Annotated in this window: 10 protein-coding genes; 5 read left to right on the top strand and 5 right to left on the bottom strand. The window is 42.7% G+C overall.

Annotated elements, in window-relative coordinates; genetic code table 11:
* Positions 1–104: 104 nt before the first annotated feature.
* Positions 105–3,503, bottom strand: coding sequence for a DNA polymerase III subunit gamma/tau (gene dnaX, locus CDG76_RS22110; RefSeq protein ID WP_094351053.1), 3,399 nt, complete (start codon positions 3,501–3,503; stop codon positions 105–107).
* A gap of 390 nt (positions 3,504–3,893) precedes the next feature.
* On the opposite strand from dnaX, the gene CDG76_RS22105 reads away from it, so the two are divergent.
* Positions 3,894–4,580, top strand: a complete 687-nt coding sequence (locus CDG76_RS22105; RefSeq protein ID WP_190240936.1) for a hypothetical protein — start codon at positions 3,894–3,896, stop codon at positions 4,578–4,580.
* Positions 4,581–4,777: 197 nt separating this feature from the next.
* Positions 4,778–8,632 carry a CHAT domain-containing protein gene (locus CDG76_RS22100; protein ID WP_094351051.1) on the top strand — a complete coding sequence of 1,285 codons (3,855 nt, stop codon included), beginning with the start codon at positions 4,778–4,780 and terminating at the stop codon, positions 8,630–8,632.
* Positions 8,633–8,798: 166 nt separating this feature from the next.
* On the opposite strand, the gene CDG76_RS22095 is transcribed toward CDG76_RS22100, so the two are convergent.
* Positions 8,799–11,138 carry a HEAT repeat domain-containing protein gene (locus CDG76_RS22095; RefSeq protein WP_094351050.1) on the bottom strand — a complete coding sequence of 780 codons (2,340 nt, stop codon included), beginning with the start codon at positions 11,136–11,138 and terminating at the stop codon, positions 8,799–8,801.
* A gap of 287 nt (positions 11,139–11,425) precedes the next feature.
* A complete protein-coding gene (locus CDG76_RS38525) occupies positions 11,426–12,571 on the bottom strand; it encodes a formylglycine-generating enzyme family protein (RefSeq protein ID WP_223265324.1) in 1,146 nt (381 codons plus the stop codon).
* 445 nt (positions 12,572–13,016) lie between these two features.
* On the opposite strand from CDG76_RS38525, the gene CDG76_RS22085 reads away from it, so the two are divergent.
* Entirely contained in the window at positions 13,017–13,526 is a 510-nt protein-coding gene (locus CDG76_RS22085) for a GNAT family N-acetyltransferase (protein WP_223265323.1), read from the top strand.
* Between the two features lie 744 nt (positions 13,527–14,270).
* A complete protein-coding gene (locus tag CDG76_RS22080; protein WP_094351049.1) occupies positions 14,271–15,944 on the top strand; it encodes a fasciclin domain-containing protein in 1,674 nt (557 codons plus the stop codon).
* 58 nt (positions 15,945–16,002) lie between these two features.
* Here CDG76_RS22080 and CDG76_RS22075 read toward each other — a convergent pair whose 3' ends face one another.
* Positions 16,003–16,668, bottom strand: coding sequence for a class I SAM-dependent methyltransferase (locus tag CDG76_RS22075; RefSeq protein ID WP_094351048.1), 666 nt, complete (start codon positions 16,666–16,668; stop codon positions 16,003–16,005).
* A gap of 67 nt (positions 16,669–16,735) precedes the next feature.
* Between CDG76_RS22075 and CDG76_RS22070 the strand changes: the two genes are divergently transcribed.
* Positions 16,736–17,143, top strand: coding sequence for a hypothetical protein (locus tag CDG76_RS22070; protein ID WP_094351095.1), 408 nt, complete (start codon positions 16,736–16,738; stop codon positions 17,141–17,143).
* Between the two features lie 40 nt (positions 17,144–17,183).
* Here the strand turns inward: CDG76_RS22070 and CDG76_RS37540 are convergent, their stop codons facing one another.
* Entirely contained in the window at positions 17,184–17,651 is a 468-nt protein-coding gene (locus tag CDG76_RS37540; RefSeq protein WP_190240934.1) for a hypothetical protein, read from the bottom strand.
* Positions 17,652–17,731 lie beyond the last annotated feature (80 nt).

The following is a 17,731-nucleotide window of genomic DNA, read 5'->3' as shown; positions in this document are numbered from 1 at the left end:
CACCTCCCACACCTCCCACACCTCCCACACCCCTTGGATTTCTCACAAGTGAGAAATCTAGGCTTGCGCCCCTACAATGGGATATTTTTTTAACTGAAAGTTCTTTATTCATCATCCACGTCTGCTTCTTCTACCCATTCTGGTGTAGTTATGGAATCGGAGAATTCTGGGAAATCATCTGCAAAACGGATAATTTGTCCGTTGAAAAATTCTGCTACACGTTGAGCTGCGATCGCTACTTCGTCAGGTTCCCAATCAGGTGCGGGTGTTTGTTTTGGGGGTGGAGGCAAAGTTTGCATTCCGTTTCCATTTGCCCCGTTTCTATTTGCCCCGTTTCCATTTGTTCCGTTTCCATTTACGCCATTTCCATTTGCCCCATTTCCATTTACACCATTTCCATTTACACCATTTCCATTTTTTGCTGCTGTCGGTGCTGGTGGTGGATTAGTTGGCTGGGGTGCTGGCGCTGGAGGCGAAATTTGCTGGTTGTAGCTAGGTGTAGGTGGTTGCTGAACGCGAGTAGAGTCTTTTGGCGGAGGATTTTTTTTGGCTGAGGTAGAGTTTGAAGAAATTCCTTTTTCTATATTTATCTGGATTTCACGCTGGAAAGTCTGCTGGAAAGCTGCCGTAATCATCGGTAGATAAGATTTCCCTTTGTCATACCATGCCTGTTTAATCGCAATTCGAGCCACAACACCGTCGAACTCTATGAGTTGGCTCATTTGACGTAGCATTTCTTGCCTTGATTTTGGCTGGAGGTTGGCAAGCACTTGTTGCCAAATCTGAGTTAAGTCATATTCTGCTTCGCCAACAACTTCTGAAGTTACTGGTTCAATATTCACCGATGGCACAGGAATAGCAACAGGTTCTGGAGTTGGCGGTGAAACTGAGTTAGCACCAGAATTGTGATTTGTTTGCTGTTCAACTGGGGGAGATGAAGTGACGGGCTGATTTTGGGCAGCCACTTGATGATTGCCAGATACAGAATTATGATTTGTTTGCGGTTCAGCCAGAGGTACAGAAGAGACTGGGTGATTTTGGGCAACTACTGGAGGATAGCTTGGAGATACAGCAGGTGTGTTAACTCGCGGCGCGACACTTGGCGCTTGCGGCTGAATATTCGTCGCACTGGGTAACAATCCTAGTAATGTTACCTCCAACCATAAACGCGGCTGGGTGGTGTTTTTAATTTGCACTTCAGCTTCTCGCAGGTGTTTCTGTCCTGCCAAAATCACGCTGATATCGAAGTATTGAGCAAATTCAACCAGCGCTGTCCAGGTTTGCTGAGTACAAGCAACCAAATCGTGGCGGTTGGGTGCTGTTTTAGCAATCAGTAAATCGCGGTAAAAAGCAGCGAGATTTTGCAGAATAGTTAGGGGTTCTCGACCACGATCTAAAATGTAGTGAGTACAGTCTAGAACTGCTTCCGGTTTATCTTGAGCGATCGCATTTAAAAGCGCTAACAAGTCCTGTTCGCTTACCGTCCCTACCAAATCCCAAACTCGCTCTGGTGTGACTTCACCCGCTAATAAACCCAATTGGTCGAGTAGACTTTCGGCATCCCGCAACCCTCCCTGAGCAAGTTGGCCTACCAGGGTGACAGCATCGGGTGAAATATGAATGTTTTCTTTAGATGCGATCGCACTTAAATGCTTCACCATCGCTTCTAACTGAATGCGTCTAAAATCAAACCTTTGACAGCGCGAAATAATCGTTGGTAACACCCGTTGCGGATCTGTTGTCGCCAATACAAAAACCACGTGTCTCGGTGGTTCTTCTAGTGTCTTAAGTAGCGCATTGAATGCCTGGGTACTGAGCATGTGGCAATTATGCACTAAAAGCCCATTTGCCACAAAGTTATGATTATCTGCTACTTCAATGTCATAAACTCGCTCAACCCCAGCGAGGTGAACAGATTCGACTATCTCCAAACTTGTAATCCATCGCGGGGATGGAATATTGTTTAAGGTCTGCCAGCCATTTTCTACTGGTGCTTGCGCCCATCTGGATGTAGTGGTATGTTTTGCCTGTACTACTTCTGGTATAAAACTTTGTTGCGGCTGAATATCCCATTGTTGTAAGCCAACTGGCGATGAGTTGATTTTCTGCGCCAGAGAATCCTTCTGTATGCACTTGAATTTGTGGACTTCCTTGTGGACTGAGACTGAGTGAGCCATCATCCATGTACCACCAAGCAAGCCCTTCTGGGGTAATTCGATTAAGCCAGTCCATAGAGACGAGTTTTTTATCCCCATTTGGTTTAACGATTGCCAAGACATCTTTGAGTTGGGGATGGCAAGCGGTGTTACAGGTAACTGATATGCTTCCGTATCCTTTGTTAGCTGTAATTCGCAGTTTTGAACGCAATTCCTCAAGGCGATAAGCTTTGTATTCCAACCATTCTTGCTGCTTTTCTGAGTGTGTCCAACACAATCTGGGGAATCTACTGTATTTATTGGGATAACTGATAGAGCAATCTCCAAGTAAGGTTCCGTAGATAAGTCCAAGTGCATTTGGCTGGATAACTGCCGCATCGGCAAGGAACTTTTCTGTTCTAAGTTCCCAAATTCCGTGTCCCTTTTTATATGGATGTTTTTCCCAGCGAGACTGGATACTGATGATTCCTCGTCCCTTTTTTTGTAAAAAGGTTGGGATATCAAGCTTTTCTCCACACCCGCAAGCACAGAAAGGTCGGAGTAATTCGGCTTGTTTAAGGATAGATTCCAGGTCGTATGATTTTTGCCCTGATGTATTGCCTTTAAACTGGTGTCCGCTAGCAAATCTCCGGGTGCGTCCATCGATACCAAATTTGTAAATGAGGATGCCGCATCCACATTCACAGGGGATAGTATCTTCACTCCTTCTTTTACGTCCAATGCTTGTAGCCATCCCTGGTTTGTCCTAATTAAATGATTAGCTGTACATCTAATTTCTCGGTTAGTTGTCTTGATAACCAAGGTTTGCCGTTCTCCTTGGTCTAACCATCTGACAACTTTCTTGAATTCCCACTTCAGAGATGAGTCGTTGTAACTCAGTACTTTCTTGCCTTTAATTTTGGGATCGTCAATTCTGTGAAGTCCCTCATCAGTCAAGACCAGAGAATCTCCAGTTAGGCATTCGTCGATTACATAAACCTTGTAGCGACACTGCACAGGAGCAAACTGGGCTTTTTCAATCAACTCGCGGATATTATCGACACCAGTGTTACTAGCGGCATCGATTTCAATTACATCTAAGGCGTACCCCTTAGTGATCCCCTGACAAACTTCACACACACCACAAGGTTCAGCCGTGGGCTTATCACCTTTGAGACAATTGAGGGATTTAGCCAAAATTCGGGCACTAGAAGTTTTCCCCGTACCTCTTGGCCCAGTGAATAAATAGGCGGGGGCGATTTTGGATGTGCCGATCGCGTTCGTGAGGGTGGTGGCGATCGCCTCTTGGCCCACCAGTTCAGCAAAACTCTTGGGGCGATATTTGTGGTGCAGGGGTTCGTAAGACATGGAAAAATAGACTTCAATGCCTTTCAATGTGAATTAGTAGCACCGAGTCGAGTTTAGGATTCAATTATTTTAAACTCTCGTACCTGGCTTTATTTATCGATGTTGCCATAGCCCAACACTCAACTAATGCCATAAATTTTGGCACTCAGGAAAGCAAGCAACCAGAGCTTATCCTCTACTATGATTTCAACATCAATGTATCGGAATTATAGCATATCATTTAGTACATTTGTTCTATTCAAGAAGACTGGGAAGCAGAGAAGAATAACTCTTGACAAATGACTAATAACTAATGACAAATGACTATACGTTTTATTGACTGAACTAACGCCATAGTCCAGTGCGATCGCTACAATTTTATAGATAAAGTAAAACTCGATGGTGCAGCAGATGCTCAAGCGGCTATTTCAATGGCTCAAAAAGCTTTTTCAGAGCTTGTTTGGTGGAAAACAGACTACCTCAAAATCTAGGGGGAATGTGGAAAAAGAACCAGCACCACCCTTGAGCGATACGGATCTGGAATTTCTCTTCAACGAACTGTTGCAAGGAGTACATCAAGCACGAGGGGAAGCATGGGCACAGAAGTGGCTGCATAATATCGAACATCGGATCACAACTCAAGAGTGGGTTGAGTGGTTAGGGCGCTTTGGCGACAGATTGCTCGCATCTCCGACACCCAATAATGAAATGGCTGCGCGGTTAGTGCAATTGGGTGAGTTGAGCGTCGGAGAAATTGGAGATGTTGCCTATAATATCGGGATGCAGTTGTTGACACGCAATGAAGGCGAACCAGTTTGGGAATATGAAGGGCCAGATGCTTTTAGCACTCCTTTGCCCTCTGAGGTAGCTGCCCCAGTATTAGAGTCAGCAGATGCATCTGAGAACCCCCCAGAGGGAGAATACCAAACTGTCACTTTAGAACAGTTGTTTGTAATGTTACAGGAGGATGAAAATTTACGTCAGCAGATTGCTCAACAGCTTGCCGTTGAAACGGACGATCCACAAGTGCTTGTCCAGGCATTAATTAGTCAGTTATATCCTGCTGGTCAATCGACTACAGAGCAAACTGAAAATTAACTGCTTGCCAGAGTCAAATTCAAGAGTTAAACCTGGGAATTGTAACGTTGTAATGCTATGCTCTTGAAGGTTTGTATATTTTTTGCTAACCTGCTACGGAAGCGCTGTCCGAATCTAATGGATTTTTACGTAATTGATGATTTTTTTAACACAACGATGGCTACAATCTAGAAAAACAAAATCCAAGAGTGTGGCAGATGCTCAGGCGGATATCGCAGTCGCTTAAAAGGTTTTTAAAGCGCCTCATTGCAAGTAAACAGAATAGTTCTCTCAAGGGTGCGAGAGGACGCAATCTGGTGGGGGTACTACCAGAACTAACCAATGCGGATCTGGAACAATTGTTTATCCAATTGTTAGAAGGCGTGCATCAAGCACGAGGACGACAGTGGGCATTGAGGTATCTGCAACGGATCGAAAATCGCGTTCCGGCTGAACGTTGGATAGACTGGTTGGTGATGTTTGGTGAAAGCTTACTAGCTTCACCTACACCAAATCCTCTTTTAGCAACACAGATGGTGCAATTGGGGGAACTTGGTGTTGGCAGAATTGGAGAAGTTGCTTATGACATTGGCATTCGGCTAATGCAAAACTTACCTACAGAAATAGAAGGTTATCAGGAGAATCAGGCACAAGATGATCTAGAAATTACTCCTGGGCAAGAACTGATCCGCGATTTGGGGGAACAGTTATGGGAGCATGATGAGCCAGATGTAATAGAAACTACTCCTGGACAAGAACTGATCCGCGATTTGGGCGAGCAGTTATGGGAGTATGATGAGCCAGATGTGGTAGAAACTACAACCGATGAAGAAATTCTCCCAACTCCTGGACAAGAGCTAATCCTTAGCTTTGGCGAACAATTATGGGAATATGATGCGCCAGATGTTGAACCAATAACGTCAACACCCCAAAATGACTCTTTTGAGGAGAGATCGCCCGAAAACTTAGAGGAAGTGGTATGGGAATATGAAAGGGAAGACGCCCAAACCACAATACCAGAAAATATCCCTCTCCCGGCAGCGGAAGATTCAATCAGCTTGTTAACCGAATTGAGGTTTGACGAAGAAGAAGTTGTTCAAATTACAACACCAGCAAATCTCCTTTCCACTAGACAAAGGACTGAATTAGCAACGTCTCCCTCGGTGGAAACCTGGGATAACACTTTGACGAATTTAGAGCCGAATGTGGCAAATACTTTAGATGAGTTGTGGGTGAGGTTGGATCAAAGTACCAATTTAGTCCAGCAACTTGCTTCGGATTTGGCAGTTCAAAGCAGTAATTCCCCTGGTATTATTGAGCGACATAGTGATAATCCGATTACCCACGCTCAAGGGTGGTTTTACCAAGGTCTTCAGCAAGCGAAAACAGGCGATTTGTTAGGCGCGATCGCATCTTATGACCAAGCTATTGAAATGCAACCCGAATTCTCAGAATATTGGTTTAATCGAGGCTTAACGCTGTTCCATTTAGAACGTTTTGATGAAGCGATCGCGTCTTATGAAACAGCCATAGAATTGAAGCCAGACTTCTACAAAGCTTGGTACAACCGGGGTGGAACTCTCGGAGAATTAGGATACTTTGAAGAAGCGATCGCCTCTTTTGATAAAGCTATAGAAATCAAGCCAGACTATCAAGAAGCTTGGTCTAGCAAGGGTTTAGCACTGCTAAAATTAGGTTGGCTACCAGAAGCTATTGCTAGTTATGACCAAGCGCTGCAACTCGAACCAGAAGACCAGGAAAACTGGTATCACCGAGGCATAGCTTTAGCTGTCAGCGAACAATTTGCCGAGGCGATTATATCTTACGACAGAGCTATAGAAATTAACCCAGAGTACCACGAAGTTTGGATAGACCGGGGTGTAGTGCTGTTTAATTTAGGTAGGTGGTCAGAAGCGATCGCTTCCTGGGACAAAGCACTTTCAGTTCAAGCTGATTTCTACTTAGCTTGGTACAACCGAGGTATAGCATTAGACAACTTAGGACGGAGACAAGAAGCGATCGCCTCCTATCGGCAAGCGATCGCCATTAAACCCGACTTCCACTTAGCTTGGTATAATCAGGCAATAGCACTGTTTCATTTAGAACAATTTGTCGAAGCGATCGCTTGTTATGACAACGCTTTGCAAATTAAACAAGATTATTGGGAAGCTTGGATTGGTCGGGGAACTGCGATCGGTCATTTAGTAGATTCTGAGGAATTGCTGAATTTGTCGAGTAGTATCATCGCGGCAAATCCCGCCTTACAACAGGGCGGCTACGAAGGAAAATTAGCCAGCTACGAAGAAGGGTTAAAGCATCTGCGGACAGATACCCATCCAGAAGGTTGGGGTAGATTGCATTTTGCGATCGCTAATACTTACTACGAAGAAGGTAAAAAACATACCAATACCCGCGATTATTGGCGTAAAGCTGCATCTGAGTACCATCAGGCGCTGTTAACCCTGACATTAGAGTATTTTCCCCAGTTGCATTTAGAGGTATTACAATCTCTCAGCAAAGTGTTGATGGGTTTGGGACAAACCACACAAGTTCAAGAATTGCTGCAACGTGGGACAGATTTATTGCGACAATTACTGAGTGAAGAAACTCGCTCAGATGAAAGTAAAAAACAGCTAGCTCTAAAATTTGTCGGCTTCGATCAATTGGCAGTTGACTTAGCTGTAGAGTCGGGTGATTTAGTAGAAGCTTGGGAAATTGCCGAACAAGGTAAAAATGCTTGTTTAAACTGGCTGCTTTCTGGTTGGAATGATAATATTTACTCGCCTTATTATGGCGCAATTCAACAACTATTCAATCCCACAACAGCAATTATTTACTGGCATATTAGTCCAGTTGCCCTACATACTTTCATTCTCAAAGACCAAGCGCCATCACCAATTCTCCTGTTTACACCCATGCAAGATACTGGGGTAATACCTTTAGGAGAAGACGCTATTCGTCTCAATGAATTGCCTTTACCCGAAGCAGTGCAGCGCCTAATTGAATTTGAAATCTGGCTAGAAGATTGGCATCAACAATACCAAGAATATCGCAGCACAGCCCAAGACAAAGAAAGTAAAAGTCACCATTCTTGGCGAGTTGAGATGGAAGAGAAACTGTTGCAACTGTATGAAATCCTGAATATTTCCACAATTGCACAGGAACTCGAAGGCATCACCCAACTTGTCTTAATTCCTCACCGTGACTTGTACAGATTGCCCATTCATACACTTTTCCATCTTTCTTCGCCATCACCAGAAGAGTTACCCAACGTAGAATCAAATTTCAGCGTCACCTATCTACCTAGTGCCCAAATAGGTTTATCAATCAGAACTGAGGATATTTGGCAGTGGCAAAATAAGTTCTTGCTTAGTGTTGAACATCCAGAAAGTACAGGTTATCCCACACTTAAATTTGCCAAACTGGAGTCTGAAATTGTTAGTCAGATGTTCAATAATATCCAGCGAATTCAGGGGGCAGAGGCTACAAAAAATACTGTCGAAAATGCCTTATCCGATAGTTATAACATCTTGCATTTTACGGGTCATGTCACTAATAATTTAGCTGAACCTAAAAAATCAGAATTAGTATTAGCAGGTGAAGAAAGGCTTACTCTAGATGAAATCTGCCAACAAAATCTAGATAGTTACAACCTTATTACCCTCTCTGCGTGTGAAAATTTAAGTACTAACAACTACACTATCAGCAGCGAATATGTGAGTTTAGTCAGTGGTTTTGTAACTCAGGGCATACCTCATGTAGTGAGTACTCTCTGGAGTGTAGAATCTTCGGCTAGTGCCTTGGTGATGATCGAGTTTTACCGACGATTACAGCCGAATAAATCAGCCGTTACTGCCTTAGCCGAAGCAACACGATGGCTGAAAGAACTAACTGCTGGAGAACTGACAAAATGGTATGAAGACATCTTAAATAATCTGCATCCAGAGGAAGTAAGAATTCAAACTTATTTAGCGACACAACTATATAGAAATAGTAAAATGGCATCAGATAAAATTCTTTATAACCATCCTTACTACTGGGCAACATTCATAATTACGGGTAAGCCGTATTAAAATAATTAGTAATTCGTAATTAAGTTTTTCTGCTGAAAATCAAGCACAGTAACCGTTTGGCTGTATGGGCATGTTCTTTAGCGTACAAAAAACCCGTGTTAGCACGATGATCCCCCATAGGCTACAAGGAAATCCATGAGTTGGGTCATACTATGTTTCACTCAAATTATCCGATTTGGCATAATGAGTAAAGTCTCCCTTTCATTTCTAGTTTAGTCTGTGATGTGAGAACTAAAGCATTCACAGGAAAAGCTGGCTCCGAAAGCCGATTCTTGATTTCTAAAGTTTTGGCGTCACTCATCTCACTGAAGCCATCTACATTCACAATGACTAAAACACGGCGCTGTCTCAAAAGCTGGTCAAGCAATTCTGGCAAGATAGAATCAGTCGCCTCAACCAAGTCTCTAAGCTGTCCAGATATGGCGTTTATAAAAAGTTTATCATCAGCTTTATTTTCTGAATTGAGTTCAAAGTCAGTAATCAGCACTGGCAACATGAGGTGCTTGCAGAGCCTCTCATTCTTGTCTTTTGACATTGCCCATTTAGCCAGTTGATAGGCTAGTTTTGTTCCTCCTTCTCCCTGAATGACTAAGCGAGTTAGCTTTTTAGAAAAAATTGGTTGCAGTTCCTTGATAGTAAGCTTAGTGACTGAAGTGCCATCTAGCTCAACGGCGATAGGTTCGTAATCATCGTATTTTTTTACTAGTGCGAGAAAATTCTTATTGAATAATTTGTATTGATTTGAAATCCACTTGTCAAATACTCTTGGTCGATAACAAAAAAAATCCAAAAAACTAATAAAAGTCAAGATATCAATCGTTCCCTTAAAACCTCCTGATAGCGGATAAGGTAAATCAATACCCTTAAAGCGATTGAAAGCTTGCTTGATGTAAAACACTCCTAATGGATTTAGCAAAAAAATGAAAATCCAAACAGATGGTAAGACTAAAAAATAGAGCATCAGTACTAAAATTAACGGATTTTTTTGAATCCAGTCGAATATGAGGAATTGCAACTGTCGATTAAGAATTTGGAGATACCATTTAACCTCTTTTTCTTCTTCTAAAAAAAGCTTTTCTTTTTCGTTTGATTTCTCTAAAACCTTAGCTGCATTTTGCCCATTCCGTATTATTAATAATTGCTTCCATCCTCCAAAAGACAAGGATTTATCTTTATTTTTAGTTGGGTCTTGATAGGCTTGGTTTTTAAAGAATTCCTGCAAAGAATAGGCGGCATATTTGCGAACTTGTCGATCTTCCAATGAATCTTCCACAACCTCAATCAGGGCACGGACAGTCTCTTCGGACTCTAACCCCACTTTCCCCAGAGCATAAGCGGCAGATTGACGAACGTATGTTTCATCGTTTCCATCTTTGAGGATACTGATGAGGACGGAGACAATGCGTTTTGAGCCAGCAACTTTTGGGTCTGACGCAATTTTCCCTAAAGCATTGATGACATCTGTGCGAAATTGTACATTCTGATTCTTCTCCTCTTTCTCTACCTCGATGAGTTTGGAGATAGCGTCTTTGGCATTTGAACCCATTAACCCCAAGGCATTGGCAGCACTAGAACGAACTAATGTATTCTTATCTTTGAGAGCTATGATAAGGGGCTGGACAGCATCCTTAGCAACTATTGGCTCAGACCCCATAGACCCCAGAGCAAGGGCAGCATTTGCGCGAAGTAAGTATGCCTCTGGCTTCTGTTCTTTTAGAGCGCTAATGAGGGCAGGGACGGCTTTGCCATTTAAACTTGCTTTCAAATCAGCATTTCCTAGTGAATTAGCAGCTTTGGCACGAACAACTATGTCCTGCTTCTTCTCCTTCAAGAGATTGACGAGGGTGGGGACAGCAGCGCTAGCGTCTGAACCCATTGTCTCCAGAGCGTAAGCGGCACTGGCACGAACTTGTACATTCCGATGTTTCAAGGCGATGATAAGGGTGTCGACAAGATCGTTGATAGTTTCCTCGTTCCCAAAAAATTCTCTCAAGGACTTTTTGGTTATTTTATTGATTGCCCAAGATATTTCCCCTATGGAATTGGCTGCTCTGGAACGAACACCAGCTACTTCCTTATCATCTTTCAAGGTTTTGATTAATTCAGGGATAGCTAAGTTGGCAAGAATTTCGACATCCTCTCGTGTAGTAGGGATATAACTCCTTTTCCCAAGGGCTACAGCTGCACTGACTCTAACTGTTGCCTCCTGATCCTTGAGTGCTTTGGTCAGGGCGCTAACAGCCACTGCGGCACTCCCAGAAGGATTTGCGAAATTAGGATTTCCCAAAATTGGTCTTCCTAAAGCAGATGCGGCAGTGACACGAACGGTTACATCCCGATCCTTTAACTGCTGGATATAGGCATTAACCTCAGCGTCTAGAGTTTTAACCTCTGCATCTGGACTTTGTGCCCATCCTGTATGGTTGATCTGTGGTACAGACAAAGAGACACACAGGACAATACCCTTAAGAGCTACAAGAAATTTTTGTCTAGTGTGCTTGATCATAGGTTGTTCTCCATAGGTGGATATTATCTTCAGAGATCGTCCGTCACCAAGATCACAAGATCACAAAGGACGCGGCGGAAAGTTCACTCCATACTCTTGTGTAGGAGGAACGCTGTCCACCGCTTATTTATTGTTTGTTGATTGTTTATGAAGAAATACTTGCCAACCAATAACAAACAACTCGAAATCCTATGTATTTTAGTTAGAAGATGAGTTAACAATGTGCTTTAAACTTTTCTGCTGCTTCTTCCAGTAAATTATCAGATGTTGGCTCTAGTCTAGAAGACTCAGTCCAAAGCACACACAACCCGAAAGCCGATGTAGTAACTTAAGTCATAGGGGAGTCCCTTAGCACGACTTGCTGCTCTGCAAAGTTCTGAATAGTTTATCCATGAACCCCCACGCATCACCCGATATTGATTCTCATCATCAGATAGCCATACACTTCCATCTAAAGGTGCTTCCTGGTAGTTATCATACCAGTGGTCAGCACACCACTCCCACACGTTGCCATGCATGTCGTACAAACCAAAGGCATTAGCCTTCTGAAAGCTCCCAACTGGAGTTGTTTGCTCACGCGATTTTCCTCGGTAATTCCCCTGAAATGAAAACCTGTTTTCCTTGATGGAAATTTGATGATTACTGGAATATCCAAAATCGGGTGTAATAGATGTGAGATGAGAAGAATAACTACAGGAATACCCGAACCCTGAGATGGGACATGTAGGAGGAGGTGAAGAAGGAGGAGGTGAAGAAGGAAGTGAATCAGGAGATGAAGGAGTATTTGCCTCATAACTATAGATGAAGCGTCCATCATAGTTCGCCAACTCAGTTGTGGTAGTCTTACCAAAATAGAAAGGAGTGGTTGTTCCAGCGCGACAAGCATACTCCCACTCAGCTTCGCTAGGCAACCTGTACTTTCGTCCCGTTAACTGTGCTAACCGTGCACAAAATTCGACTGCATCATACCAGGAAACCCGCTCTACAGGTCTGTTGTCTCCTTTGAAATCAGCAGGAGCAGGCGCAAGTGGGCGATTGATTTGAGGGAGGGCTGCTACAAACCGCCACTGTGCCTGGGTAACTGGATACTTACTCATAAAGAAAGGGGCTACTGTCACTATGTGCTGTGGACCTTCATGGGTATCCCTTCCTACTTCTGCTTCTGGTGCCCCCATCAAGAAAGTGCCGCCCGGTATTGCAACCATCTCTAACCTCTCTCCACTATCAAGTTTTTCACAGAAGAACTGGGCTTGAGCGTGGCGTTGGAAATTTTCCTTTTCTTGGCCATTCACTGTAATGATTTCAAATTCAAACACAGTTGTAGCAGTTGAGTGCTCTTCTTCTAACTTACTCAATGAAAACATTCTTCTGTTCAACGGATATGTGCTAGATAAACTACTAGCGAAGCCTCTTAAATGTTCTTGTGTCCTCATTAGTCTTAATCTCTTATGTGAAAGTACAATCGGCGATTTCCGTTGTGAAATCTCCCATCATTGGAACCAGAATATTGCCTAATAATCTATGGGAGGAATGGCGCTGACAAAGTGTAAACAAAAAACTCAATGACATATTTTGAGTTTTCACCTTCCACTTATCAAGCTTCTACCTAGCCTTTATGCAGCAGATGAGTTTTTGTAACAGTTCTTGATGTTTTGCTGATAACCGCCTTCTATCCTCCAGTAATGGAGTATCGGTTCAGTTGTGGACAGAAGGCTTTTCAATTGGTATTGAGTCGAGATAGAATGGCACTAAGAAAAGCGCAAAAGCTTGTGTAGCCTCGTTCCCAGCCTCCAGGCTGGGAATGTATTCAAAAGAGGCTCTGCCTCTGGTCAAGCTACTGGAGGCGGAGCCTCCCAGAATGGGTTTTGACATTTGAAATTGTCAAACAATACTTTCTGGAAGAATTACCCTAATACAGCTTTGTCTAAACCGATAATTACCGTTCGCCTAATTACACGCGACGAACTTCCGCAACTTTTGGTTTTATATAACCACCTAAATCCTGTCGATGCGCCTTTACCTGCTGATGATGTTTTACAATCTATGTGGGATGCGATTTTACACGATCCCCGTTTGTATTACATCGTGGCTGATGTTGATAACCAGCTAGTAGCAACATGTAATTTAACCATTGTTCCCAATTTGACGCGTGGCGCACGTCCATACGGCATTATTGAAAATGTTGTTACCCATCTCGATTTTCGACAACAGGGATTTGGGACAAAAGTGCTACATTATGCCTTAGCTTTAGCATGGCAGCAACAGTGCTATAAAGTGATGCTTCTAAGTGGCTCAAAAAACGAGGAGACGTTGCACTTCTATGAAAAAGCAGGATTCAAGCGTGGGCTAAAAACCGGATTTGTTGCCCTACCTCCAGAGGAGTTGTGAGCAAAATTGATACAGATTAGCCAGCTTCCAAAAATCCTAGTTTATCTTTGGGTTCGCTTTTATAAAATAGTCTTTTGTAAAAAAATAATTCCTAGCCAAAAATCTTGGCGCAATCAGGCTCGAAATTTTTGATTGCGATCGCTAATTTTCAGTCTAGTATTTGAAAATTTACCATCAAGGACAACTATCTAAAGAGTGAAAGTTTTTCCTCAAAATCCAGCCCTGAGTTAGTTGTATAATTTCGATCAAAGATTAATAATACATCATATCGCCAAGAGACATTTTATTTATTAAATCTTGCTAAAGATCATGATACATTTAGTTTGACGGCATGAACCCTCGTCGGCAATTATAAAGAGATGGCTATTAAAGGCCAATTATTTTACTGCTTGACTGGAATTTTAAAACTGATAAAATCGCCTACCTGCATTAATTATCTTTATTGTTGCAACAGAAGAGATGACCACAGTATGCCTGCTTCTCTTTAGTGCGATCTGCGGTTCTTTAAAAAACACACAAATAGGAATCCGATACTACATGTGGTAAACATTTGGATAAATGTTATGAAATATCAGAGCAGCTATTCATAATGTCCCACATTTGAACTTTCCAGAGTTAACGGGTTTCATTTTTGGTTTCCATATTAAGGCGAACCAAATAATTATCTGGATATTTGTATTCACTTAACCTTGCATCCAGTATTTTCCAATAGTCAACCCAAGAAATTGAAAAGAGGATATTTCCATGTCTAGTTTGTTTCGTTGGTCATCAACAAAGGTTACTTTGCTAGTTCTGGGAATTACAGCTGCGACAATAACCCCCATCGTAATTTCTGCCCCAGCTTCATCTCAAACTCCTGTTCCATCTGCGACACCATCACCTGCGACACCATCGCCTACTTCAACAGTTAACCTGTCTGATGTTTCCTCAGATTATTGGGCGCGTCCCTTCATTCAAGCCCTAGCTGAGAATAACGTAATTAGTGGCTTTCCTGATGGTACTTATAGACCAAATCAGCCTGTGACTCGTGCAGAATTTGCTGCTTTGATTCAAAAAGCTTTCAGTACCCAAAACCGAGTCCGGCAATTAAGCGCGGGTGGATTTAGTGATGTTCCTGCTAACTACTGGGCAGCTGCGGCAATTCAAAACGCCTACGAAACTGGATTTTTGGCAGGCTATCCTGGGAACGTGTTTAGACCAAATCAAGAAATTCCCAGAGTGCAGGGGATCGTTGCTTTAAGTAGTGGTTTAGGTTTAACTGGTGGCGATACAAGTACTCTCACTACTTACTACAACGATGCCTCAGCTATCCCAGAATATGCTGTTGGCAGTGTGGCAGCAGCGACAGTAGGTAATCTTGTTGTCAACTACCCGGATGTAAAACAACTCAATCCACAACAGTCTTTGACTCGTGCTGAAGCAGCAGCACTTTTATATCAAGCTTTAGTTAAACAAGGACGGGTGCAACCGATTGCTAGCAATCTTCCAGCTAGTCAGTACGTTGTAGCTGGAACTCCTGTAAGTACTGATATCGTTTCTCTGGCAGCATCCAGTAGTTCTTTTACAACTCTGACTTCTTTATTAAAGACAGCCGGTCTAGTAGATATTCTTCAACAGCCAGGCCCTTATACAGTCTTCGCTCCCACCAATGATGCCTTTGCTGCTTTGCCTGCCGCTACCTTAGAACAGTTACAGCAACCAGAGAACAGAGAAGCGTTAGTTAAGATTTTGAGATATCATGTGGTTCCCGGTGCAGTAACTGCTAGTCAACTCTCGGCAGGGGAATTGACAACCGATGAAGGAAGACCAGTAAATATTAAAATCGATTCCGCTAACAGTCAAGTCTCGGTGAATAATGCCAGAGTTCTCCAGGCAGACGTGAAAGCTAGCAATGGTGTTATCCATGCAATTAACCAAGTCCTGATTCCGCCTGATGTTAACATCAGTCAGTTAAATCAGCCATCAACAGGAAGTACAACGCCTGATGTTAACGTAGGCAGAAGTACTCGTGGTGGCAGAAGCTATATCGGAGGTGGTGGTAATATTGGTTTGAGCGGCAACGATTCAGCTTTGAGCGATAGTAACTTTGCAGTAATCAGCAAACTTGGTCTGACAAACAATCTATCAGTTAGACCATCGGTGATCTTTGGGGACGATACAATATTTTTGGTTCCCGTAACTTTAGATTTTTCTCCACGGACAGCAGGTAACGTGGGTGAACGAAGCTTTGCTATATCTCCTTTTATAGGTGCTGGCGTAGCAATTGAAGCTAATCTGGATACTGATATTGGATTACTGCTAACTGGTGGTGTAGACCTTCCTGTAGGTTCTCGATTTACGGTGACAGGTTCCGTAAATGCTTCTTTTCTGGATGATACTGATGTAGGGCTACTATTGGGAGTTGGCTATAACTTCTAAGTAAATAGAAGCAGAACACGCAATAAGGGCGCACAGTTAGTTGTGCGCCCTTGCTGTATTAAGGTCGCTTGATTGCTAAAGTAAGTCCATCAGCGATGGGGACAAGAGAGAGGGTAATGCGTTCGTCATGATGTAACTTCTCGTTCAGCGCCCTGATTGCTTGAGTGCTTTCATCTTGATTTTGCTCATCAGCTACTTGTCCAGACCATAAAACATTATCGATCGCAATCAATCCACCTGGACGCACTAATTGCAGCGATCGCTCATAATATCCATCATAATTTTCTTTATCAGCATCAATAAAGGCAAAATCAAAAGTCTCGGCTTGCCCAGTTGCTAATAGCCGATCTAAAGTTTCCAAAGCTGGAGCCAATCGGAGATCAATTTTATCAGCAACCCCAGCTTCTTGCCAATATCGCCGAGCGATCGCAGTAAATTCTTCACTCACATCACAAGCGATAATCTTGCCATCAGGCGGTAGCGCCAAAGCTACAGAAAGTGAGCTATAACCCGTAAACACTCCAACTTCTAGGGTTTTCTTCGCTCCAATTAACTGTACCAGAAGGCTCATAAACTGCCCTTGTTCTGGTGAAATCTGCATTCCACTCCGGGGATGATTGGCGGTTTCTTGGCGCAACTTTTCAAGAATTTCTGGTTCTCGCAGCGAAACGGATAAAAGATAATTGTAGAGTTGTTTATCAAGACCTATAGACTGTTTTGGCATGGTAGATGAGAGAATTGAGAGAATCTACAGTTATACTATCGCTGATAAGTGGAATCTCAGGAATAACATGGTGCGGTTAGTTTTGACAGCAATATTGCTGGTGCTAGTAACAGCTTGTGGCAGTATTGGACTGCTACCGACTAGCGAGTTAGTGCAAAAAGCGATCACACTTGGGCTAGAACAAACTCAACAAAAACTTAGCCAACAGTTGGATTTAGATTTTCAAGGATTTGAAATCAAGCGGCTATCAATTACCCAAGAACAACCCCTGACGATTGAAAATTTACCAGCTTTCCACGTCCGGGGAACCTACGATTTGATTGTTAAGCTACCAAAACGACGCTTAACGCAACCACAACAAGCATTTGACGTTTACTTGCAAATTCAGCAAGAAGGTAAAACTTGGCGATCGCTAATTCCAGAAAAAGGTAGCAAAGATACTCAATCAATTTGGCGTAGTTATCTCATCCAATAGCGATCGGAAAAGGTTTGAATTGTCTCATTCTTTGCCCAAACTACAGGTTAAATTTTGTGTATCCTGTACCGTCGTCTTCTGCAATAATTACAAAATCGAAGGATTCAACTAACGCGTGTATTGCACCAGTTCCGCCATAGGGATAGCTAAAGGGTTCAAATTCAAGTTTAGCTCTGTCGGCAGAAACCATCCTACAAGCAATTAATTGATATTCACCATTTTGAAAAGCATCAAACATAGAATAAAAGTCCCAAGGAGTTTCGAGGCTAGGATCTGTCCACCTCTGTTCCACAGGTGTTGCAAACCAGCGACGGTAATATTCAGTCTCTTCCTCTTCACTAGGCCACCAAAAATGTGATAATGCTTTGCGAGCAAAAAAAATTAGCCAATCTTCTTCATTACGCCAAGAATTATTGTCTTTATCTTTTTTAATTTCGTTGAAAACTTCACAAAGAGCATTGAATCTTTTGGAATCATCTACTTGAAACTCTACAAAGAAGTATTCCATTATTTCTCCCTTCTTTTATTATGTGCAACTAGAAAAACCATCACAAATATATTTGTATAATTGAGAACCACTAGCCATAA

This window comes from Nostoc sp. 'Peltigera membranacea cyanobiont' 210A (genome assembly GCF_002246015.1).
GTDB lineage: Bacteria > Cyanobacteriota > Cyanobacteriia > Cyanobacteriales > Nostocaceae > Nostoc.
The sequence above is the reverse complement of the archived record's forward strand: the minus strand, read 5'-3'. Positions and strand labels throughout refer to the sequence as shown.

Coding starts and splice junctions, on each gene's coding strand:
- dnaX (WP_094351053.1), bottom strand. CDS start 3,503: ATGTCTTACGAACCCCTGCACCACAAATATCGCCCCAAGAGTTTTGCT.
- CDG76_RS22105 (WP_190240936.1), top strand. CDS start 3,894: ATGCTCAAGCGGCTATTTCAATGGCTCAAAAAGCTTTTTCAGAGCTTG.
- CDG76_RS22100 (WP_094351051.1), top strand. CDS start 4,778: ATGCTCAGGCGGATATCGCAGTCGCTTAAAAGGTTTTTAAAGCGCCTC.
- CDG76_RS22095 (WP_094351050.1), bottom strand. CDS start 11,138: ATGATCAAGCACACTAGACAAAAATTTCTTGTAGCTCTTAAGGGTATT.
- CDG76_RS38525 (WP_223265324.1), bottom strand. CDS start 12,571: ATGAGGACACAAGAACATTTAAGAGGCTTCGCTAGTAGTTTATCTAGC.
- CDG76_RS22080 (WP_094351049.1), top strand. CDS start 14,271: ATGTCTAGTTTGTTTCGTTGGTCATCAACAAAGGTTACTTTGCTAGTT.
- CDG76_RS22075 (WP_094351048.1), bottom strand. CDS start 16,668: ATGCCAAAACAGTCTATAGGTCTTGATAAACAACTCTACAATTATCTT.
- CDG76_RS22070 (WP_094351095.1), top strand. CDS start 16,736: ATGGTGCGGTTAGTTTTGACAGCAATATTGCTGGTGCTAGTAACAGCT.
- CDG76_RS37540 (WP_190240934.1), bottom strand. CDS start 17,651: ATGGAATACTTCTTTGTAGAGTTTCAAGTAGATGATTCCAAAAGATTC.